Raw genomic sequence first — 18,481 nt, 5'->3', positions numbered from 1 at the left:
CAGGCGGTACCGTGCGGCCCGTGCTGTCACTTGCGCGGAGATTCCGCATCCCATCCATAGCGGTCGTGGCGGTCGTCGTCACCGCCCTGGTCGCCGCGTTCACCGCGCCGGCCATGGCGCACGGCCGACCCAGAACCGGACCGACGCAACCCGTCTACTCGTACGCCAACGCCATCCGGGAGTCCGTCTGGGTCGACACCGGCCTGGACGGCGAGGGCAACGGCAAGCGCGACCGGGTGGCCGCCGACATCATCCGGCCCCGTGAACCGGCGGCGGCCGGGCAGAAGGTCCCGGTCATCATGGACGCCAGCCCGTACTACTCCTGCTGCGGGCGCGGCAACGAGAACCAGGTCAAGACCTACGACAAGAACGGGAAACCGGTCCAGTTCCCGCTCTACTACGACAACTACTTCGTACCACGCGGCTATGCCGTCGTCCTGGTCGACCTCGCGGGCACCAACCGCTCCGACGGCTGTGTGGACGTCGGCGGACCGTCCGACATCACCTCCGCCAAGGCGGTCATCGACTGGCTCAACGGCCGCGCGAAGGGCTACAGCTCGCGCACCGGAGGCCAGGCCGCCACGGCGAGCTGGGCCAACGGCTCGGTCGGCATGATCGGCAAGAGCTGGGACGGCACCATCGCCAACGGGGTGGCGGCCACCGGCGTCGCGGGCCTGAAGACCGTGGTGCCGATCAGCGCCATCAGCTCCTGGTACGACTACTACTTCGCCCAGGGCGCCGCCCTCTACGACGGTGGCCCCGACGCCCTCGCCGGTGACGTGGAGAGCCGGAACGCGCAGGCCAACTGCTCCGCCGAGCAGCAGCGGCTGCGCGACGGCGCCCCGCGCGACGGCGACTGGACGAGCGCCTGGCAGCAGCGCGACTACGCGGCGGACGCCGCCAAGGTCAAGGCCAGCGTCTTCCTGGTGCACGGCATGGAGGACCTCAACGTCCGCACCAAGAACTTCGGCCAGTGGTGGGACGCGCTCGCCGCGCACGGCGTACAGCGCAAGGTCTGGCTCTCCCAGACCGGCCATGTCGATCCGTTCGACTACCGCCGCTCGGCCTGGGTGGACACCCTGCACCAGTGGTTCGACCACTACCTGATGGGCGTCGACAACGGCATCGACCGCGCCCCCATGGCCGACATCGAGCGCACCCCCGACCACTGGACCACCGACGCCGTATGGCCCGCCCCCGGCACCGCGGCCACCGAGGTCCAGCTGGACCCGGGCAGCGGCAACGGACTGGGCACGCTCGGAGTCGCGCCCCCCGCGGCGGGCAGCACCGAGACGTACACCGACGACCCGTCGCAGAGCGAGACCGACTGGTCGGCGCAGGTCGACCAGGCCAACAACGACAAGGTCGCCTTCACCACCGGGGTGCTCAAGCGGGACCTGCGGCTGTCCGGCAGCGGTACGGTGACGCTCACCGCGACCTCCTCCACCACCAGCGCCCATCTGTCCGCTGTACTGGTCGACCTGGGGCCCGCCACCATCCGCAACTACGGCGGCGACGGCGAGGGCATCACCACCCTGAACACCAAGTCGTGCTGGGGCGAGAGCACTTCCGGTGACAGTGCCTGCTTCTACGACACCGCCGCGGACACCACCAACGTCAACTTCACGGTGTTCAGCCGCGGTTGGGCCGACCTCGGCCACTACGCCCCGTCGCTGCACGGCGTGCCGCTCACCCCGGGCCAGCCGTACACCATCACACTGCGGCTGGCCGCCAGCGACCACGTCGTCCCGGCCGGGCACCGGCTGGCCCTGATCGTCGCCGGTACCGACAACGGGCTCATCGTCGCGCCCGACACCACTCCGACCGTCAGCGTCGACCTCGCGCACTCCTCGGCCGACCTTCCGCTGGTCGGCGGCTACCCGGCGCTGATACGGGCGGTCGGCCCCGGCCCGGTGACGCATCCGGTGGGGCGGACCCTGTCCGGGGTCCGGGGAGCGCCCCGGATGTCGCGCCTGCCGTAGTCCACTTCGCCGGGGAGCGGACCGGTTCGGCACCGCCGGGCTCCGCCGCGGGGTACTCGCCGTCGCGGCGGTGGCAACCCTGCGCCGCGGCGGCGTCCGGCGGTCCGAACCACCGTGACCCGGCCTGCGGATCAGCGAGGTATGCTGCCCGCATGCTCGCGCTCGTACGCCGTCGCCACGTGGACTTCGTCCGCGTCACGAGCATGTCCTGTCGCCGCAGCGGCTGATCCCACGGCTTCCCCTCTCCAGTCGCCTCTCCGGCTCCGCGATCCCGCCGTACCCCGGCCCGCTCGCGGCGTGCCCGGCCACCGCCGGGGCGTGTCCGGACCTCACCCTGCGGACCACACCCATGTCGCATCAGCTTCCGGTCATCGACCTGTCCGCCGCCTCCGGCGGCCCCGCCGCGCGTGCCCGACTGCACGCCGAACTCCACTCGGCCGCGCACGACGTCGGCTTCTTCCAACTCGTCGGCCACGGCATCACGTCCGCCGAGACCGCCGCGCTCAACTCCGTGGTACGGGCGTTCTTCGCGCTGCCGGAGAGCGAGCGGTTCGCCATCTCCAACCTCAACTCCCCGCACTTTCGCGGCTACACCCGCATCGGCGACGAGCGCACCGGCGGCAGCCCCGACTGGCGCGACCAGCTCGACATCGGCGCCGAACGCGCCGCGCGCGTCCCCGGCCCCCGCGAGCCCGCCTACTGGTGGCTGGAGGGCCCCAACCAGTGGCCCGCCGCCCTGCCCGAACTGCGCGATACGGCCCTGGCCTGGATCGACCGGCTGAGCGCGGTCGCGGGCCGGCTGCTGAGGGAGTTGCTCACCGCCATCGGCGCCCCCGCAGACTTCTACGACGACGCCTTCGCCGACCACCCCCATCTGCATCTGAAGATCGTCCGCTACCCGGGCCGCGCGCCCGACGGCGCCGACCAGGGTGTGGGCGCGCACAAGGACTACGGGTTCCTCACCCTGCTGCTCCAGGACGACATCGGCGGCCTCCAGGTCGAGCGGGAGGACGGAGTCTTCCACGACGTACCGCCGCTGCCCGGCGCGTTCGTGGTGAACCTCGGCGAGCTGCTGGAGGTGGCCACCAATGGCTATCTGAAGGCCACCAACCACCGGGTGGTCAGCCCGGCCGCCGCGCAGGAACGATTCTCCGTGCCGTTCTTCTACAACCCGCGGCTGGACGCCCGCATCGAACCGCTGCCGTTCCCGCACGCCGAGCGGGCACCGGGCACCACCCAGGACCCGGCCAATCCGCTGTTCGCCGAGTACGGCCGCAACGAGCTGAAGGGCTGGCTGCGCGCGCACCCCGGTGTGGCCCGCCGCCACCACGCCGCACTGGCCGCCCCCGCGACGGCGTAACCCCGGTTCGCACCCGGCCCGGAAGTGGGGGACCTTGGGAACCGGACCGAACGCGGACAGCGCCCGCGCAGTGGCGGGACAGCGGAGGAGAACCGAGATGTCGACCATCGCCCTGTTCGGAGCCACCGGCACCCTCGGTGGCCGCATACTGCGCGAGGCGCTCAGCCGCGGGCACGAGGTCACCGCGGTGGTCCGTGACCCGGCCAAACTCACCACCGAGCACACCCGGCTGTCGGTCACCAAGGGCGATGTGCTCGACCCGACGACGGTGGCCGCCGCCGCCCAGGGCAAGGACGCGGTGGTGAGCGCGGTCGGAGGAGGCAGCGGCAACGGTCCCGGGCACATCGCCACCATCAGGCCGGCCGCCGAGTCGCTGATCGGCGGCCTGCGCACGCTCGGCCCGCAGGCGCCGCGACTGATCACGGTCGGCGGCGCCGGATCGCTGCGCAGGGCGGACGGTACACGCGTGTGGGACGCGCCGGGACTGCCCGCGTTCCTGCTGCAGATCATGCACGCGCACGGCGAGGCGCTGGACTTCTTCCGCACCGTGAAGGACGTGCGGTGGACCAGCGTCAGCCCCGCGGCGACGATCGAACCCGGTGAGCGCACCGGCTCCTACCGCACCGCGTCGGAGGACCTGGTCGTCGACGACCAGGGTGAAAGCCGCATTTCCGTCGAGGACTTCGCGATCGCGGTGGTCGACGAGATCGAGAACCCGCGGCACATCGGCGAGCGGTTCGCGGTCGGCTACTGACCGGCCACCGGATCAGGTGGCGGAGCCCGCCGCCGCGCCGGTCAGCCGGTCCGGACCCCAGCGCTCCAGGGCCGCGCGCAGGTCGAGCGGGCGCAGCCGGTGCGGCTCCTCGGCGCCCGGCCAGTCCTCGCGCGGCACCCGCCACATCACCTCGAACTCGTTGCCGTCCGGGTCCTTGGCGTACAGCGACTTGGACACCAGGTGGTCCGTGGCACCGACCAGGGCGTCGCGCTCGGTCAACCGGTCCGCGATCTCGGCGAGTTCACCGAGCGTGCCGACCTCCCAGGCGAGGTGGTACAGGCCGACCCGGCCCTGCTCCGGGCCGGGGGCGTGCGCGCCGACGGCGAACAGTCCGAGATCATGGTCGTTGAGGGTGTCCTGCGCGCTGAGGAAGGCAGCCCGGTCGGGTATCTCGGTGTCGACCTTGAAACCGAGCACATTCGTGTAGAACTCCACCGCGTCGGCGGTGTCGCGGACGTAGAGCACCGCGTGGTTCAGGCGTCGTACGGGCATGGCGTGCTCCTGGGGTGAGGAACCGGCCGGGTGGGGCCGTCGCCTCCACCGTACGCCCCAGAAGCTTGAAAGTTCAAGAAGGTTAGGGGCGGCGCGCACCCGGCCCCTGCGCGACAAGCCCGCCACCGCACCGGCACAATGCAGAGCAAAGCTCAGCGAGGCAGAGGAAGCGGAACGGATAGTGACGACAACGTCTATCGGGTCCACCGGTGCAGGGGGCACCTCCCACGCCCTCAAGGCCATGGGGGAGAGCGCCACCGGCGCCACCGAGTCCATCGGACGCGTGATCGCCGAGGAGCTGGGGGTGCGCGAAGGGCAGGTCAAGGCCGCGGTCGACCTGCTGGACGGCGGGGCGACCGTGCCGTTCATCGCGCGCTACCGAAAGGAGGCCACCGGCGCCCTCGACGACGCGCAGCTGCGCACCCTGGAGGAGCGGCTGCGCTACCTGCGGGAGTTGGAGGACCGCCGCGCCGCCATCCTGGAATCCATCGAAGCGCAGGGCAAGTTGGACGACGCGCTGCGGGCGCAGATCCTCGCCGCCGACTCCAAGGCGCGGCTTGAGGACATCTACCTGCCCTACAAGCCCAAGCGGCGCACCAAGGCGCAGATCGCCCGCGAGGCGGGTCTGGAACCGCTCGCCGACCGGCTTCTCGCCGACCCCACCGTCGAACCCCGGTCCGCGGCCGAGGAGTTCGTCAACGACACCGTCGCGGACGCCGCCGCCGCACTGGACGGCGCCCGCTCGATCCTGGTGGAGCGCTTCGGCGAGGACGCCGACCTCATCGGCGACCTGCGCGAGCGCATGTGGTCGCGGGGACGGCTCAGCTCCCGCGTACGGGAGGGCAAAGAGGAAGCGGGCGCCAAGTTCGCCGACTACTTCGACTTCGCCGAGCCCTTCGAGAAACTGCCCTCGCACCGCATCCTCGCGCTGTTCCGCGGTGAGAAGGAAGAGGTGCTCGACCTCACCCTGGAGCCCGAGGAGCCGCAGGACGGCCCGTCCACCTTCGAGCGGGCCATCGCCGCCCGGTTCGAGATCGCCGACCGCGGCCGTCCGGCCGACGCGTGGCTGCTGGAGACGGTCCGCTGGGCCTGGCGCACCCGGATCCTGGTCCACCTGGGCATCGACCTGCGCACCCGGCTGCGCACCGCCGCCGAGGACGAGGCGGTCCGGGTCTTCGCCGCCAACCTGCGCGACCTGCTGCTCGCCGCACCCGCCGGGGCGCGCGCCACCATGGGCCTCGACCCCGGCTTCCGCACCGGCGTCAAGGTGGCCGTCACCGACCCGACCGGCAAGGTCGTCGCCACCGAGACGATCTACCCGCACGTACCGCAGCGCCGCTGGGACGAGTCGCTGGCCACCCTCGCCAAGCTGTGCGCCGCCCACAAGGTGGACCTGATCGCCATCGGCAACGGCACCGCCTCCCGGGAGACCGACAAGCTCGCCGCCGACCTGATCAAGGCGCACCCAGAGCTGAACCTCACCAAGGTCGTGGTCTCCGAGGCGGGCGCGTCGGTCTACTCCGCCTCCGCCTACGCCTCCCAGGAACTCCCGGACCTGGACGTGTCGTTGCGCGGCGCGGTCTCCATCGCCCGACGGCTACAGGACCCGCTCGCCGAACTGGTCAAGATCGACCCCAAGTCGATCGGCGTCGGCCAGTACCAGCACGACCTGGCGGAGGCCAAGCTGTCCCGCTCGCTGGACGCGGTGGTCGAGGACTGCGTCAACGGCGTCGGCGTGGACCTCAACACCGCCTCCGCACCGCTGCTGCGCCGGGTCTCCGGCATCACGGCGACGCTCGCCGACAACATCGTCCAACACCGCGACGACAACGGCCCGTTCCGCACCCGCAAGGACCTCAAGGACGTGGCCAGGCTCGGGCCGAAGGCGTTCGAGCAGTGCGCGGGCTTCCTGCGGATCACCGACGGCGACGACCCGTTGGACGCCTCCGCCGTGCACCCGGAGGCGTACCCGGTGGTGCGCCGCATCGTCTCCGCGGCGGGCGGCGACATCAAGGCGCTGATCGGCGACAGCAAGAAGCTGCGCGGGCTTCGGCCGCAGGACTACGCGGACGAGACCTTCGGCGTGCCCACCGTCACCGACATCCTGGGCGAGTTGGAGAAGCCGGGCCGCGACCCGCGTCCCGCCTTCAGGACCGCCACCTACAAGGAGGGCGTCGAGGAGCTGAAGGACCTCGTGCCCGGGATGCTGCTGGAGGGCGTGGTCACCAACGTCGCGGCCTTCGGCGCGTTCGTGGACATCGGCGTCCACCAGGACGGTCTGGTCCATGTGTCCGCGATGTCCAAGTCGTTCGTCAAGGATCCCCGCGATGTGGTCAAGCCCGGCGACGTGGTGCGGGTGAAGGTCCTCGACGTGGACATCCCGCGCAAGCGCATCGGCCTCACGCTGCGGCTGGACGACGAGGCGGGCGCGCCGCGCGGTGAGCGCGAGCAGCGCGGCGGAGGCAAGGTCGAGCAGCGCGGCGGTGGCAGGGGCGGTGCGAAGCGGAACGCGCCGCCGAGGCAGAACCGCGGCCAGGCAAGGGACTCCGGGGGCGGCGGCGCGCTGGCCGACGCGCTGCGCCGGGCAGGCCTGGTGAGCGGCGACGGCGGCCCGGGCCGCGGCCGCCGGTAGCCCACGAGAAGGGCCGGGACGCGAGAGGCGGATTCCAGGGATCGCCGAGCGTCCCGGCCCTTTTGGCTTTGGGGCGCAAAGGGCATGACGGGCGGGGAAGTTCGGGACCGTAGGGCCTGGGGCCGGGCGGCGAAGCCCCGAAGACCCGGAATGCGCGGTGAAGCCCCCGAAGAATTCGCCGCCACCGGCCGGGGTGGCCCTTGCCCCGCGTGCCGCGGACTTCTAACATCCCTGATGTTACACCTGTACTGTCAAAGTGATGGCTGTCGTGGCAGGGGAGCCGGTCCATGGACGAGCCGAGAAGTCCCGGTCCGCTGGTGGGAGTCAGGGTCGTGGAGTTGGCCGGCATCGGCCCGGGACCGTTCGCCGCGATGCTGCTGGCGGACCTCGGCGCCGATGTGGTCCGCGTCGACCGGCCGGGCGGCGCGCCGCTGGGCATCGACCCCGCGCACGACGTCACCAACCGCAACAAGCGCTCCGTCGTCGTGGACCTCAAGTCCGAGGCCGGACCAGGACTCGTGGTCGAGCTGGCGCGGCGTGCCGACATCCTGATCGAGGGCTACCGGCCGGGCGTCGCCGAGCGGTTGGGCGTGGGACCCGACGAGTGCCTGGCCGCGAACCCCCGCCTGGTCTACGGGCGGATGACCGGCTGGGGCCAGGAAGGACCGCTCGCCCACAGCGCCGGACACGACATCGGCTACATCGCCACCGCCGGGACCCTCGGCATGATCGGCCCCGCCGAGGGCCCACCCTCCGTACCCGCCAACCTCCTCGGCGACTACGCGGGCGGCTCCCTCTACCTCGCCGTCGGAGTGCTCGCCGCCCTGCACCACGCCCGGTCCACCGGCGCCGGACAGGTGGTGGACGCCGCCATCGTGGACGGCACCGCGCATCTGGGCGCGATGATCTGGGGGATGCTCGGCGCGGGCGCGTGGCAGGACCGGCGCGGTGTCAACCTGCTGGACGGCGGCTGCCCTTACTACGGCGTCTACCAGACATCTGACGGCGGCCACATGGCCGTCGGCGCCCTGGAGCGGCCGTTCTACGCGGAGTTCGCCGCGCTGTTGGAACTCGGCGAGGATGCTCCGGACCGCGACGACCCGTCCCGCTGGGGCGAGTTGCGACAGCGCGTCGCCGAGCGTTTCAGGTCCCGTACCCGGCAGGAGTGGACCGAGGTCTTCGAGGGGCGGGACGCCTGTGTGGCACCGGTGCTCTCGCTGCGCGAGGCGGCCCGCCATCCGCATCTGGCGGCCCGCGGCACCTTCACCGCGGACGCCGAGGGACGCACCCAGCCCGCGCCCGCGCCACGGTTCTCGGCCACCCCGGGCGGGCTGCGCCGTCCGCCCGCGGTGCCGGGAGCCCACACCGGGGAAGTGGCCCGTGACTGGAACCTGCCGGCGCTCAACGGGCGTTGAGCGAACCCGTGGTGGCACGCACCGGGTGCCCCCGCCTCCGGCCAGCGAACACGACAAGAGGGAGCCAGCAGCATGCGGCGGGACCTGTTCACCGCGGAACATGAGGCGTTCCGTGAGACGGTGCGCACCTTCCTGGCCAAGGAGGTGCTACCGCACCACGCCCGCTGGGAGCGGGCGGGCGTGGTCGACCGGGACGCCTGGCTGGCCGCGGGACGGCAGGGGCTGCTGGGCCTCGCCGTACCCGAGGAGTACGGAGGCGGCGGCACCGACGACTTCCGCTACGCGGTCGTGCTCGCGGAGGAGTTCACCAGGGCCGGTGCCTCCGGGCTCGCCATCGGCCTGCACAACGACATCGTCGGCCCGTACCTCACCTCGCTCGGCAGCGAGGAGCAGAAGCGCCGCTGGCTGCCCGGGTTCTGCGGCGGCGAGAGCATCGGTGCCATCGCCATGACCGAACCGGGCGCCGGCTCCGACCTCCAGGGGATCCGTACCACCGCCACCGACCAGGGCGACCACTGGCTGCTGAACGGTACCAAGACCTTCATCTCCAACGGGATCCTGGCCGACCTGGTCGTCGTGGTGGCCAGAACCACACCGGAGGGCGGCGCCAGGGGACTGAGCCTGCTGGTCGTGGAGCGCGGCACGCCCGGTTTCGAACGGGGCCGCAACCTCGACAAGATCGGCCAGAAGGCCCAGGACACCGCCGAGTTGTTCTTCTCCGACGTACCTGTGCCCAAGGAGAACCTGCTGGGCACCGAGAACGGCGCCTTCGGCCACCTGATGGCCAATCTGCCGCAGGAGCGGCTGGCCATCGCGGTCGCCGCCATCGCCGCGGCCGAGCACCTGCTGGAACTGACCCGTACCTACGTCAAGGAGCGCGAGGCGTTCGGCCGACCGCTGGCCAAACTCCAGCACGTCCGCTTCGAGATCGCCGAGATGGCCACCGAGTGCGCGGTCACCCGGACCTTCGTGGACCGCTGCGTCACCGAGCACAACCGCGGCGGACTGGACGCGGTGCACGCCTCGATGGCCAAGTGGTGGGCCACCGAACTGCAGAAGCGGGTCGCCGACCGCTGTCTGCAACTGCACGGCGGCTACGGCTACATGACCGAGTACCCGGTCGCCAAGGCCTTCACCGACGGCCGCATCCAGACGATCTACGGCGGCACCACCGAGATCATGAAGGAGATCATCGGCCGCGCGCTGCTGTCCTGAGAAGACCTTCAGACATCCCATCAACCACGGAGAAGAAGAACGTTGAGTACCGAAGCGTACGTGTATGACGCGATCCGCACCCCGCGCGGTCGCGGCAAGGCCAACGGCGCGCTGCACGGCACCAAGCCGGTCGACCTGGTCGTCGGGCTGATCCATGAACTGCGCCGCCGCTTCCCCGCCCTGGACCCGGCCGCCATCGACGACGTGGTGCTGGGCGTGGTCAGCCCGCTCGGTGACCAGGGCTCCGACATAGCCAAGATCGCCGCCATTGCCGCGGGCCTGCCGGACACCGTCGCGGGCGTGCAGGAGAACCGCTTCTGCGCCTCGGGTCTGGAAGCGGTCAACATGGCCGCGGCCAAGGTGCGTTCGGGCTGGGAGGACCTGGTCCTGGCGGGCGGCGTGGAGTCGATGTCGCGGGTGCCGATGGGGTCCGACGGCGGCGCCTGGGCCATGGACCCGATGACCAGCTTCGAAACCGGCTTCGTGCCCCAGGGCATCGGCGCCGACCTGATCGCCACCATCGAGGGCTTCGGCCGCGCGGATGTGGACGCCTTCGCCGCGGAGTCACAGGCACGCGCCACCGAGGCATGGAAGTCCGGGTACTTCGACCGGTCCGTGGTCCCGGTGCGCGACCGCAACGGCCTGGTGGTGCTCGACCGCGACGAGCACATCCGCCCCGGCACCACTGTGGAGAGCCTCGCCGGGCTCAAGCCGTCGTTCGCCGCCATCGGCGAGGCCGGCGGCTTCGACGCCGTGGCGCTGCAGAAGTACCACTGGGTCGAGAAGATCGACCACGTCCACCACGCGGGCAACTCCTCCGGCATCGTGGACGGCGCCGCCCTGGTCGCCATCGGCAACCGCGAGGTCGGCGAGCGCCACGGGCTCACCCCGCGCGCCCGTATCGTCTCCGCCGCGGTCTGCGGCGCCGACCCCACCATCATGCTCACCGGCCCGGCCCCCGCCGCCCGAAAGGCGCTCGCCAAGGCGGGCCTGGGCACCGGCGACATCGACCTCGTCGAGATCAACGAGGCGTTCGCCGCCGTGGTGTTGCGCTTCGCCCGGGACATGGAGATCGACCTGGACCGGATCAACGTCAACGGCGGTGCGATCGCCATGGGCCACCCGCTGGGCGCCACCGGCGCGATGATCCTGGGCACCCTCATCGACGAGTTGGAGCGGCGCGACCAGCGCTACGGCCTGGCCACCCTCTGCGTGGGCGGCGGCATGGGCATCGCCACCGTCGTCGAACGCCTCTGAACACGTTCGCCGTTGCTGATTCCCTTCACCAGGGGTGCTGCCCCTGGACCCCGAAACTTGGAGCCCCAGGAATGACCACGCGCACCACCATCCGGTGGGAACAGGACGCCGACGGCGTCGTCACCCTCGTGCTGGACGACCCCGCCCAGTCCGCCAACACCATGAACGACGCCTTCGCCGACTCGTTCGAAGCCGTCGTGGCACGCCTGGAGGCCGAACGCGAGCAGCTGCGCGGCGTCATCGTCACCTCCGCCAAGAAGACCTTCTTCGCCGGAGGCGACCTACGCGACCTGATCCGCGCCACCCCCGACCGGGCGGCGGACGTCTTCGCGGGGGGCATGCGCGTCAAGCGGCTGCTGCGCCGACTGGAGACGCTCGGCAGGCCGGTGGTCGCGGCGGTCAACGGCGCGGCGCTGGGCGGCGGTTACGAGATCGCGCTGGCCTGCCACCACCGGGTGGTGCTGGACGCGCCCGGCACGAAGATCGGGCTGCCCGAGGTCACCCTCGGCCTGCTGCCCGGGGCGGGTGGCGTGGTCCGCACGGTACGGCTGCTGGGCGTCGCCGACGCCCTGCTGAAGGTGCTGGTGCAGGGCACCCAGTACACCCCGCGGCGCGCCCTGGCGGCCGGGCTGATCCACGAGGTCGCCGACAGCCGCGAGGACCTGCTGGCCCGCGCCCGTGCCTTCGTCGACGCCAATCCCGACGCCCGGCAGCCCTGGGACGCCGACGGCTACAGGATCCCCGGCGGCACGCCAGCCAACCCGAAGTTCGCCGCCAACCTCCCGGCGTTCCCCGCCAACCTCAAGAAGCAGCTCGGTGGCGCCCCCTACCCCGCACCGCGCAACATCCTGGCCGCCGCGGTCGAGGGCGCCCAGGTGGACTTCGAGACCGCGCAGGTCATCGAGGCCCGCTACTTCACCGAGTTGGCCTGCGGCCGGATCTCCAAGAACATGATCCAGGGCTTCTTCTTCGACATGCAGACGGTCAACTCCGGTGCGTCCCGCCCGGACGGCATCGCACCGCACACCGTCCGCAGGGTCGTGGTACTCGGTGCTGGAATGATGGGCGCGGGCATCGCCTACGCCTGTGCGCGCTCCGGCATCGACGTGGTGCTCAAGGACGTCTCGCTGGAGGCCGCCGAGCGCGGAAGGTCGTACTCGGTCGGGCTGCTGGACAAGGCGGTGGCCAAGGGCCGGACGACGCCCGAGCAGCGTGACGAGGTGCTGGCCCGGATCACCCCGACCGGCGACGCCGCGGACGCGGCGGGCTGCGACGCGGTGATCGAGGCGGTCTTCGAGGACCCGGCGGTCAAACACAAGGTCTTCCAGGAGATCCAGGAGGTCGTCGCACCCGACGCGCTGCTGTGCTCCAACACCTCCACCCTGCCGATCACCATGCTCGCCGACGGAGTCGCCCGGCCCCAGGACTTCGTCGGACTGCACTTCTTCTCGCCGGTCGACAAGATGCCGCTGGTGGAGATCATCAAGGGCGAGCGGACCGGTGACGAGGCGCTGGCCCGCGCCTTCGACCTGGTCCGGCAGATCCACAAGACCCCGATCGTGGTCAACGACTCGCGCGGCTTCTTCACCTCCCGGGTCATCGGGCAGTTCATCAACGAGGGCGTGGCGATGGTCGGCGAGGGCGTCGACCCCTCCTCGGTGGAGCAGGCGGCGGCGCAGGCCGGTTACCCGGCCAAGGTGCTGTCGCTGATGGACGAGTTGACGCTCACCCTGCCGCGCAAGATCCGCGACGAGTCCCGCCGGGCGGTCGAGGAGGCCGGCGGCAGCTACCAGCCGCATCCCGCGGAGGCGGTCATCGACCGCATGGTGGACGAGTTCGGCCGACCCGGCCGCAGCGGGGGAGCGGGCTTCTACGAGTACGACAACGGCCAGCGTGCCGGTCTGTGGCCGGGGCTGCGCGAGCACTTCGGCAAGCCGGAGGTGGCGGTTCCGTTCGAGGACATCAAGGAGCGGATGCTGTTCTCCGAGGCGCTGGACTCGGTGCGCTGCCTTGAGGAGAACGTCCTGACCTCGGTCGCCGACGCCAACGTCGGCTCCCTGCTCGGCATCGGCTTCCCCGCGTGGACGGGCGGTGTACTCCAGTACATCAACGGCTACGAGGGCGGACTACCCGGATTCGTGGCCCGGGCCCGCGAGTTGCGGGCCGCGTACGGCGAACGCTTCGCCCCGCCGCGGCTGCTGCTGGACAAGGCAGAACGCGGCGAGGTCTTCACGGACGCGTAGCGTGGCGCCGGACGGTGTTGGGGGCTCGCCCCCAACACCGCCCGTGTAACGGGACTTCACACGTCCCGTCGCCGTACGACGGCCACGGCGACGATCATCGGGACGGCGGTCCAGGCCGCCAGCGCTGCCCATGAGCCGCCGACCGTTTCCGGATGCCTGCCCGGTCCCGCCCTCGCGGCAGGGCATCACTCAACAGAACGCTGCGCGTACAGCGCCCGCAGCTCCTCGCGCAGGGACCGCTGGAACGCCGTGACCAGTGCCTGCACGACCAGCGGTTGCATATGCGCCGAAAGCGACTTCACCTCGCGCAGGCTGCCTTCCTCCCACATCTCGTCCCGGAACATCCGGCTCAACTCCCGTGCCGCCGCGCGGGAGTGCTGGAGCATGACCTCGCGCGCCGCCAGGATCGTCTCCAGCGCCACGGGCACGTCCAGCAGCCGCACGCCCAGGTGCAGGATGCCCGGGTCCACCTCGAACACGTTCGGGTCGTCACCGCGCCGCAGTACGTTCATCGCCGCCAGCCGGTCCACGTCCTGCTCGCTGAGCGCCCGGCCCGCCCGCCGTTCCAACTCCTCACGGGTCGCCTCCTGCGCGTCCTCCGGCAGCCAGGAGGCGACGAGCGCGCGGTGGATGGCGAGGTCGTGTGCGGTGATGTCGGCCGGGAGCTGCTCCAGATACCGTTCGATGGCGGCCAGCGTCAGCCCCTGGTGCTGCAACTCCTCGATCAGCGCCAGCCGGGCCAGGTGCTCGGGACCGTAGTGCCCCACCCGGCGCGGGCCGAGCACCGGAGGCGGCAGCAGGCCCTTGGTGCCGTAGAAGCGGACGGTCCGCACCGTCACCCCGGCCCGCGCGGCCAACTCGTCCACGGTGAGGCTCGGCGGCGGAGTCATCGACTGGCCCTCGCTTTCTGGTCGGCGACCGCGGCGGTCTGGTGAGACAGTATTGCTGTCTCAGCGAGGTTGCGAAACCGCTCACACCAGCGGTGGCACCACGGCCTCGACCAGATGCGGTCCCGGTTCGGCGAGCGCGCGGCCCAGCGCCCCCGTGAACTCCTCGGCGGTGACGGAGCGTTCGGCCGGAACGCCCATGCCGCGCGCGATGCTCACGAAGTCCAGCCCGGGCCGGGACAGGTCCAGCAGTTCGCGGGCCTTCGGCCCGGGCTCGGCGGCGGCCGCCCGCCGCAGCTCCATGTCCAGGATCGCGTACGCGCTGTTGTTCAGTACGACCGTCGTCACATCGAGGCCCTCGTGCGCCTGGGTCCACAGGGCCGAGATGGTGTACATGGCGCTGCCGTCCGACTCCAGGCAGAGCACCGGCCGGTCCGGGCAGGCCACCGCCGCACCGGTGGCCACCGGCAGCCCCTGGCCGATCGCCCCACCGGTCAGCGTCAGCCAGTCGTGCGGCGGAGCGCCCGCGGTGGCGCCTGGTAGCCAGGGGCCCGAGGTGTTGGCCTCGTCCACCACGATCGCCCGCTCCGGCAGCAGCGCGCCGACCACGTACGCCATGGTCTCGGCGGTCAGCGCGCCGCCCGGCGGCGACGGCCGCTCGGGCGCGGCCAGTTGGGCGGCGGCGCCCCCGGCAGTGGCGTCCGCCAGCGCGGTCAGTGCCCCGGTCAGGTCCTCCTGGCCGTGCGCCAGGACGTGCACCTGGCAGTCCTCCGGGACCAGATCGCCCACCGCTCCGGGATACGCGAAGAACGACACCGGTGAGACCGCGCCGGCCAGCACCAGGTGCCGTACGCCCGCCAGTTGACCGGCGACCGCCTCCGCCCGATAGGCCAGCCGCTCCGCCACGGGCACCCCGGCCCCGCGCTCCAGCCGGGCCGGGAACGTCTCGCACAGCAGCCTGGCGCCGGTCGCCGCCGCGATCCGGCCCGCTGCCCGCAGCCCCTCGCCCCGGGCGGCCGCGCCCCCGATCAGCAGCGCCCCCGGTTCACCGGACCGCAGGATGCCGGCGGTGCGCGCCACCACCTCGTCCGCCACCGGGATCGGCCCGACCACATCGACCGTGCCGGGACCACCGGTTGCCGGGGCAGCGCTCCACGACACATCGGTCCACGCCAGATCCGCGGGCAGGATCAGGGTGGCGATCCGGCCCGGCGGGGTCAGTGCCGCGGCGACCGCGTCCGCCGCGTCGGCGGCCAGATCGTCCGCCGCGCCCGCCCGGCGCAACCAGCCGGACACCGTCGCCGCCACCGCGTCGATGTCCGACTCCAGCGGCGGATCCAGCCGCTTGTGGTACGTGGCGTGGTCGCCCACCACGTTCACCAGCGGGGTGCAGGCGCGGCGGGCGTTGTGCAGATTGGCCAGACCGTTGCCCAGACCTGGACCGAGGTGCAGCAGGGTGGCCGCGGGCCGGTCCGCCATCCGCCCGTACCCGTCCGCCGCCCCCGTGGCCACGCCCTCGAACAGGCACAGCACCGCACGCGGCGCGGGAACCTCGTCCAACGCCGCCACCAGGTGCATCTCGGACGTACCGGGGTTCCCGAAGCAGACCTCCACACCGGCGTCGGCGAGGCTGCGGATCAGGGACTGCGCACCGTTCATCCCGGTCCTCCTGCGGCAGGGCGTTCCTGTTCCCGACGCTAGCGGCTGGCCGGGGGCCGCGTGAGCAGGGACGCGAGGAGCCACCCGTTCACGCGCCGCGCAAAGGAGCACCGACGGCGTGCATATGGCGCAGCGCCTGTGCGTACGACTCCATGAGCCCGGCCTCCGCGTACGGGACGCCGAGCCGCTGGCAGTGCTCGCGCACCAGCGGCTGCACCAGCCGCAGGTGCGGGCGCGGCATGCTGGGGAACAGATGGTGTTCGATCTGGTAGTTGAGCCCGCCGAGGAACCAGTCCGTGGCGCGGCCGCCGCGGACGTCACGCGAGGTCAGCACCTGGCGGCGCAGATGACCCCAGCGCTGCCCGTCGTCCTCCGGCATCGCCATCCCCTTGTGGTTCGGCGCGAACGAGCATCCCAGGTGCAGTCCGAACAGGGCGTGGTGCAGCACGGCGAAGACCACCGCGGTTCCCACCGGCATCGCGGTGAGCAGCAGCGCCACGTACCCGGCGAGGTGTGCCGCGAGCAGCACGGCCTCGACGGCCCGGTCTCGCGGGGGCCGTCGCCTGAGGTCCTGCACGGTGGCCACCTTCAGCGCGAAGCCCTCCAGCAGCAGCATCGGGAAGAACAGGCGGGCCTGATGCTTCGCCAGGAAGCGGGCGAAGCCCTCCCGCTGGACCGCCTGCGCCCGGCTCCACACCAGCGCGCCGACCTCCACATCAGGGTCCTTGCCCACATGGTTGGGGTTGGCGTGGTGCCGGTTGTGCTTGTCGTTCCACCAGCCGTAGCCCATCCCCAGCAGCAGGTCGCCGTGCACCAGCCCCAGCACCCGGTTCACCCCGCGGCTGCGGGCGATCTGCTGATGGCCCGCGTCATGCCCGATGAAGGCGGTACGGCCGCACAGCACCGCCAACGGGACGGCGAGCAGCAGCACCCACCAGGAGCCGCCCAGCATCAGCACACCCGCCCAAGTGGCCGCCAGGGCCAGGGCGTTGAACGTGATCGTCCGTATGTAGTATCCGGCGCGTCGGCCCAGTAGACCGCGTTCCTTGGCCAGCCGCAGCAGCGGCGCGAACTCGCTTCCCCTGGTGCTGGGCGGCGCGGCGAGCGTGCTGGTCGGCGGCATGCGGAACTCCTGGTGACGGGGCGGGAAGCTGACCCCTAGAACCTAGGAACCCGCCGCCGCCCGAACCATGGAGTCACCACCCGGGCTGACCGGGGGAGTCCACCGCCACGCACCCGGGGGACAACCCCCGTACGCCGCCAGAGGTAGCGCCCGCACCGGCAGAAGCACGGGCCAACGACCGTTCCACGGGTGCCGACTGGGGGTACGGTTCCGTTGTCGCCAGAACGGAGACCAGCATGACTGAGGAGACCTCGTCTCACATCGGGGGGCGGCTGCGGGAAATTCGCAAGCGACGAGGGCTCACCCAGCAGGGTCTCGCGTCCGCGTCCGGTGTCTCTCTGTCGCTCGTCCGGAAGCTGGAACAAGGCGAGCGGCCCGACACCCGTCTGGAGACCGCACGGCGGCTTGCCGTCGCCCTACGCGTCCCCACGTCCCGGCTCATCGCCGACCGTCATGAAGAGGGTGCCGATCCCCAGACCGTTGATCGCTGGGCGGCAGTGCGTGAAGCGCTCCTCACCCCGGCACCGTCCGGGCCGGACGAGCCCCCCACCCTCGACGGGGTACGTGATGCCATCAAGGCAGCTGTACCGCTGTTCGCCTCCGACCAGTTCGCCGAGTTGAGCACCATTCTGCCCGCCCTGTTGCGCGATGCCGATGCCCTCGTCGAGGTTTCCCCGGCCGCACGCCGGGTGCGCGGCAAACTCTTGCAGTTGACCGGGTGGCTGCTCACCCAGACACGGCAGTTCGACGCCGCCGAGGCCGTGATGGAGCGAGCCATGGACGACGCCGCCGACCGGCTTGACGCCGCCGCGACGGTCAGCACCCAGTGCTGGCTGCTACTGCGCCGCGGCAGTGTCGCGGACGCAAGGGAGTTGGCAATCCAGTGGGCGGACGAGGTGGAGCCGCGAATGTCGCGGGCCACGCCGGAGGACCTCAGCGCGTGGGGTTGGCTCCTGCTACGCGCCTCGGCCGCGTCGATCCGCGACAACCGTCCAGGTGAAGCCGACGATACGCTCAGGCTCGCCAAGTCGGCGGCGGTCGCCACCGGTCAGGAGTGGACACCCGCCGGTGATTTCCTGCGCACCTTCGGCCCCGTTACGGTGGCGTTGAAGCAGGCAGAGACGGCGATGATCGCAGATCGACCCGACCAAGTGCTCAGACTCGCGGCCAGCATCCCAACGCAGGGATTGCGGCCATCATCGAACAACCTGAACCGGCACCGGCTTGACGTGGCGAACGCCCGTGTCCGGCAACGCCAGTACGCCGAGGCGGTAGAGGTGCTGAACGCGGTCCGCCAAGCTGCACCCCAGTGGCTGGCGCACCAGCGGTACGCACGGGACATCGTGGAGCGCATCGTCACCAGGCGGCGAACGTTGACGGGCGAGATACGAGAGTTGGCGGACACGGTCGGCCTGCCGATTTAGCACTGCGTGGCACTTCG

The 18,481-nt window shown here is 71.6% G+C and carries 13 protein-coding genes; 9 read left to right on the top strand and 4 right to left on the bottom strand.

The features are described from left to right. Window positions 1–113 precede the first annotated feature (113 nt). The 3 genes from O5O46_RS10720 (at window position 114) to O5O46_RS10710 (ending at window position 4,096) form a co-directional block, all read left to right on the top strand. Complete coding sequence (locus tag O5O46_RS10720; protein WP_443072457.1) at window positions 114–1,982, top strand: Xaa-Pro dipeptidyl-peptidase; 1,869 nt, start codon at window positions 114–116, stop codon at window positions 1,980–1,982. 349 nt (window positions 1,983–2,331) lie between these two features. Continuing rightward, complete coding sequence (locus tag O5O46_RS10715; RefSeq protein WP_269855087.1) at window positions 2,332–3,342, top strand: isopenicillin N synthase family dioxygenase; 1,011 nt, start codon at window positions 2,332–2,334, stop codon at window positions 3,340–3,342. Window positions 3,343–3,439: 97 nt separating this feature from the next. Beyond that, on the top strand, window positions 3,440–4,096 hold the full coding sequence (locus O5O46_RS10710) for an NAD(P)-dependent oxidoreductase (RefSeq protein WP_269855086.1): 657 nt from the start codon (window positions 3,440–3,442) through the stop codon (window positions 4,094–4,096). Between the two features lie 12 nt (window positions 4,097–4,108). On the opposite strand, the gene O5O46_RS10705 is transcribed toward O5O46_RS10710, so the two are convergent. Beyond that, window positions 4,109–4,609, bottom strand: coding sequence for a VOC family protein (locus tag O5O46_RS10705; protein ID WP_269855085.1), 501 nt, complete (start codon window positions 4,607–4,609; stop codon window positions 4,109–4,111). Between the two features lie 241 nt (window positions 4,610–4,850). On the opposite strand from O5O46_RS10705, the gene O5O46_RS10700 reads away from it, so the two are divergent. The 5 genes from O5O46_RS10700 (at window position 4,851) to O5O46_RS10680 (ending at window position 13,371) form a co-directional block, all read left to right on the top strand. Continuing rightward, window positions 4,851–7,241 (top strand): Tex family protein, encoded by a 2,391-nt coding sequence (locus tag O5O46_RS10700; protein ID WP_269855084.1) that lies wholly within the window; start codon window positions 4,851–4,853, stop codon window positions 7,239–7,241. Window positions 7,242–7,528: 287 nt separating this feature from the next. Beyond that, complete coding sequence (locus O5O46_RS10695) at window positions 7,529–8,656, top strand: CaiB/BaiF CoA transferase family protein (protein ID WP_269855083.1); 1,128 nt, start codon at window positions 7,529–7,531, stop codon at window positions 8,654–8,656. Between the two features lie 72 nt (window positions 8,657–8,728). Continuing rightward, window positions 8,729–9,871 carry an acyl-CoA dehydrogenase family protein gene (locus tag O5O46_RS10690; RefSeq protein ID WP_269855082.1) on the top strand — a complete coding sequence of 381 codons (1,143 nt, stop codon included), beginning with the start codon at window positions 8,729–8,731 and terminating at the stop codon, window positions 9,869–9,871. Between the two features lie 42 nt (window positions 9,872–9,913). Then, the gene (locus tag O5O46_RS10685; protein WP_269855081.1) at window positions 9,914–11,128 is read left to right on the top strand and encodes an acetyl-CoA C-acetyltransferase; all 1,215 of its coding nucleotides are present in this window, start codon (window positions 9,914–9,916) and stop codon (window positions 11,126–11,128) included. A gap of 71 nt (window positions 11,129–11,199) precedes the next feature. Next, window positions 11,200–13,371, top strand: a complete 2,172-nt coding sequence (locus O5O46_RS10680) for a 3-hydroxyacyl-CoA dehydrogenase NAD-binding domain-containing protein (RefSeq protein WP_269855080.1) — start codon at window positions 11,200–11,202, stop codon at window positions 13,369–13,371. A 185-nt stretch (window positions 13,372–13,556) separates the two neighbouring features. On the opposite strand, the gene O5O46_RS10675 is transcribed toward O5O46_RS10680, so the two are convergent. The 3 genes from O5O46_RS10675 to O5O46_RS10665 form a co-directional block, all read right to left on the bottom strand. Next, a complete protein-coding gene (locus O5O46_RS10675) occupies window positions 13,557–14,261 on the bottom strand; it encodes a MerR family transcriptional regulator (RefSeq protein WP_269855079.1) in 705 nt (234 codons plus the stop codon). A gap of 81 nt (window positions 14,262–14,342) precedes the next feature. Continuing rightward, window positions 14,343–15,917, bottom strand: a complete 1,575-nt coding sequence (locus tag O5O46_RS10670) for an acetolactate synthase large subunit (RefSeq protein ID WP_269855078.1) — start codon at window positions 15,915–15,917, stop codon at window positions 14,343–14,345. 88 nt (window positions 15,918–16,005) lie between these two features. Continuing rightward, window positions 16,006–17,040 carry a fatty acid desaturase family protein gene (locus O5O46_RS10665; RefSeq protein WP_269855077.1) on the bottom strand — a complete coding sequence of 345 codons (1,035 nt, stop codon included), beginning with the start codon at window positions 17,038–17,040 and terminating at the stop codon, window positions 16,006–16,008. A 236-nt stretch (window positions 17,041–17,276) separates the two neighbouring features. Here O5O46_RS10665 and O5O46_RS10660 point away from each other — a divergent pair, with 236 nt between their 5' ends. Next, the gene (locus tag O5O46_RS10660; RefSeq protein WP_269855076.1) at window positions 17,277–18,464 is read left to right on the top strand and encodes a helix-turn-helix domain-containing protein; all 1,188 of its coding nucleotides are present in this window, start codon (window positions 17,277–17,279) and stop codon (window positions 18,462–18,464) included. Window positions 18,465–18,481 lie beyond the last annotated feature (17 nt).

The organism is Streptomyces sp. RPT161, assembly GCF_027533845.1.
Lineage (GTDB): Bacteria > Actinomycetota > Actinomycetes > Streptomycetales > Streptomycetaceae > Streptantibioticus_A > Streptantibioticus_A silvisoli_A.
The sequence above is the reverse complement of the archived record's forward strand: the minus strand, read 5'-3'. Positions and strand labels throughout refer to the sequence as shown.

Coding starts and splice junctions, on each gene's coding strand:
- O5O46_RS10720 (WP_443072457.1), top strand. CDS start 114: ATGGCGCACGGCCGACCCAGAACCGGACCGACGCAACCCGTCTACTCG.
- O5O46_RS10675 (WP_269855079.1), bottom strand. CDS start 14,261: ATGACTCCGCCGCCGAGCCTCACCGTGGACGAGTTGGCCGCGCGGGCC.
- O5O46_RS10700 (WP_269855084.1), top strand. CDS start 4,851: ATGGGGGAGAGCGCCACCGGCGCCACCGAGTCCATCGGACGCGTGATC.
- O5O46_RS10715 (WP_269855087.1), top strand. CDS start 2,332: ATGTCGCATCAGCTTCCGGTCATCGACCTGTCCGCCGCCTCCGGCGGC.
- O5O46_RS10680 (WP_269855080.1), top strand. CDS start 11,200: ATGACCACGCGCACCACCATCCGGTGGGAACAGGACGCCGACGGCGTC.
- O5O46_RS10690 (WP_269855082.1), top strand. CDS start 8,729: ATGCGGCGGGACCTGTTCACCGCGGAACATGAGGCGTTCCGTGAGACG.
- O5O46_RS10710 (WP_269855086.1), top strand. CDS start 3,440: ATGTCGACCATCGCCCTGTTCGGAGCCACCGGCACCCTCGGTGGCCGC.
- O5O46_RS10660 (WP_269855076.1), top strand. CDS start 17,277: ATGACTGAGGAGACCTCGTCTCACATCGGGGGGCGGCTGCGGGAAATT.
- O5O46_RS10705 (WP_269855085.1), bottom strand. CDS start 4,609: ATGCCCGTACGACGCCTGAACCACGCGGTGCTCTACGTCCGCGACACC.
- O5O46_RS10665 (WP_269855077.1), bottom strand. CDS start 17,040: ATGCCGCCGACCAGCACGCTCGCCGCGCCGCCCAGCACCAGGGGAAGC.
- O5O46_RS10670 (WP_269855078.1), bottom strand. CDS start 15,917: ATGAACGGTGCGCAGTCCCTGATCCGCAGCCTCGCCGACGCCGGTGTG.
- O5O46_RS10695 (WP_269855083.1), top strand. CDS start 7,529: ATGGACGAGCCGAGAAGTCCCGGTCCGCTGGTGGGAGTCAGGGTCGTG.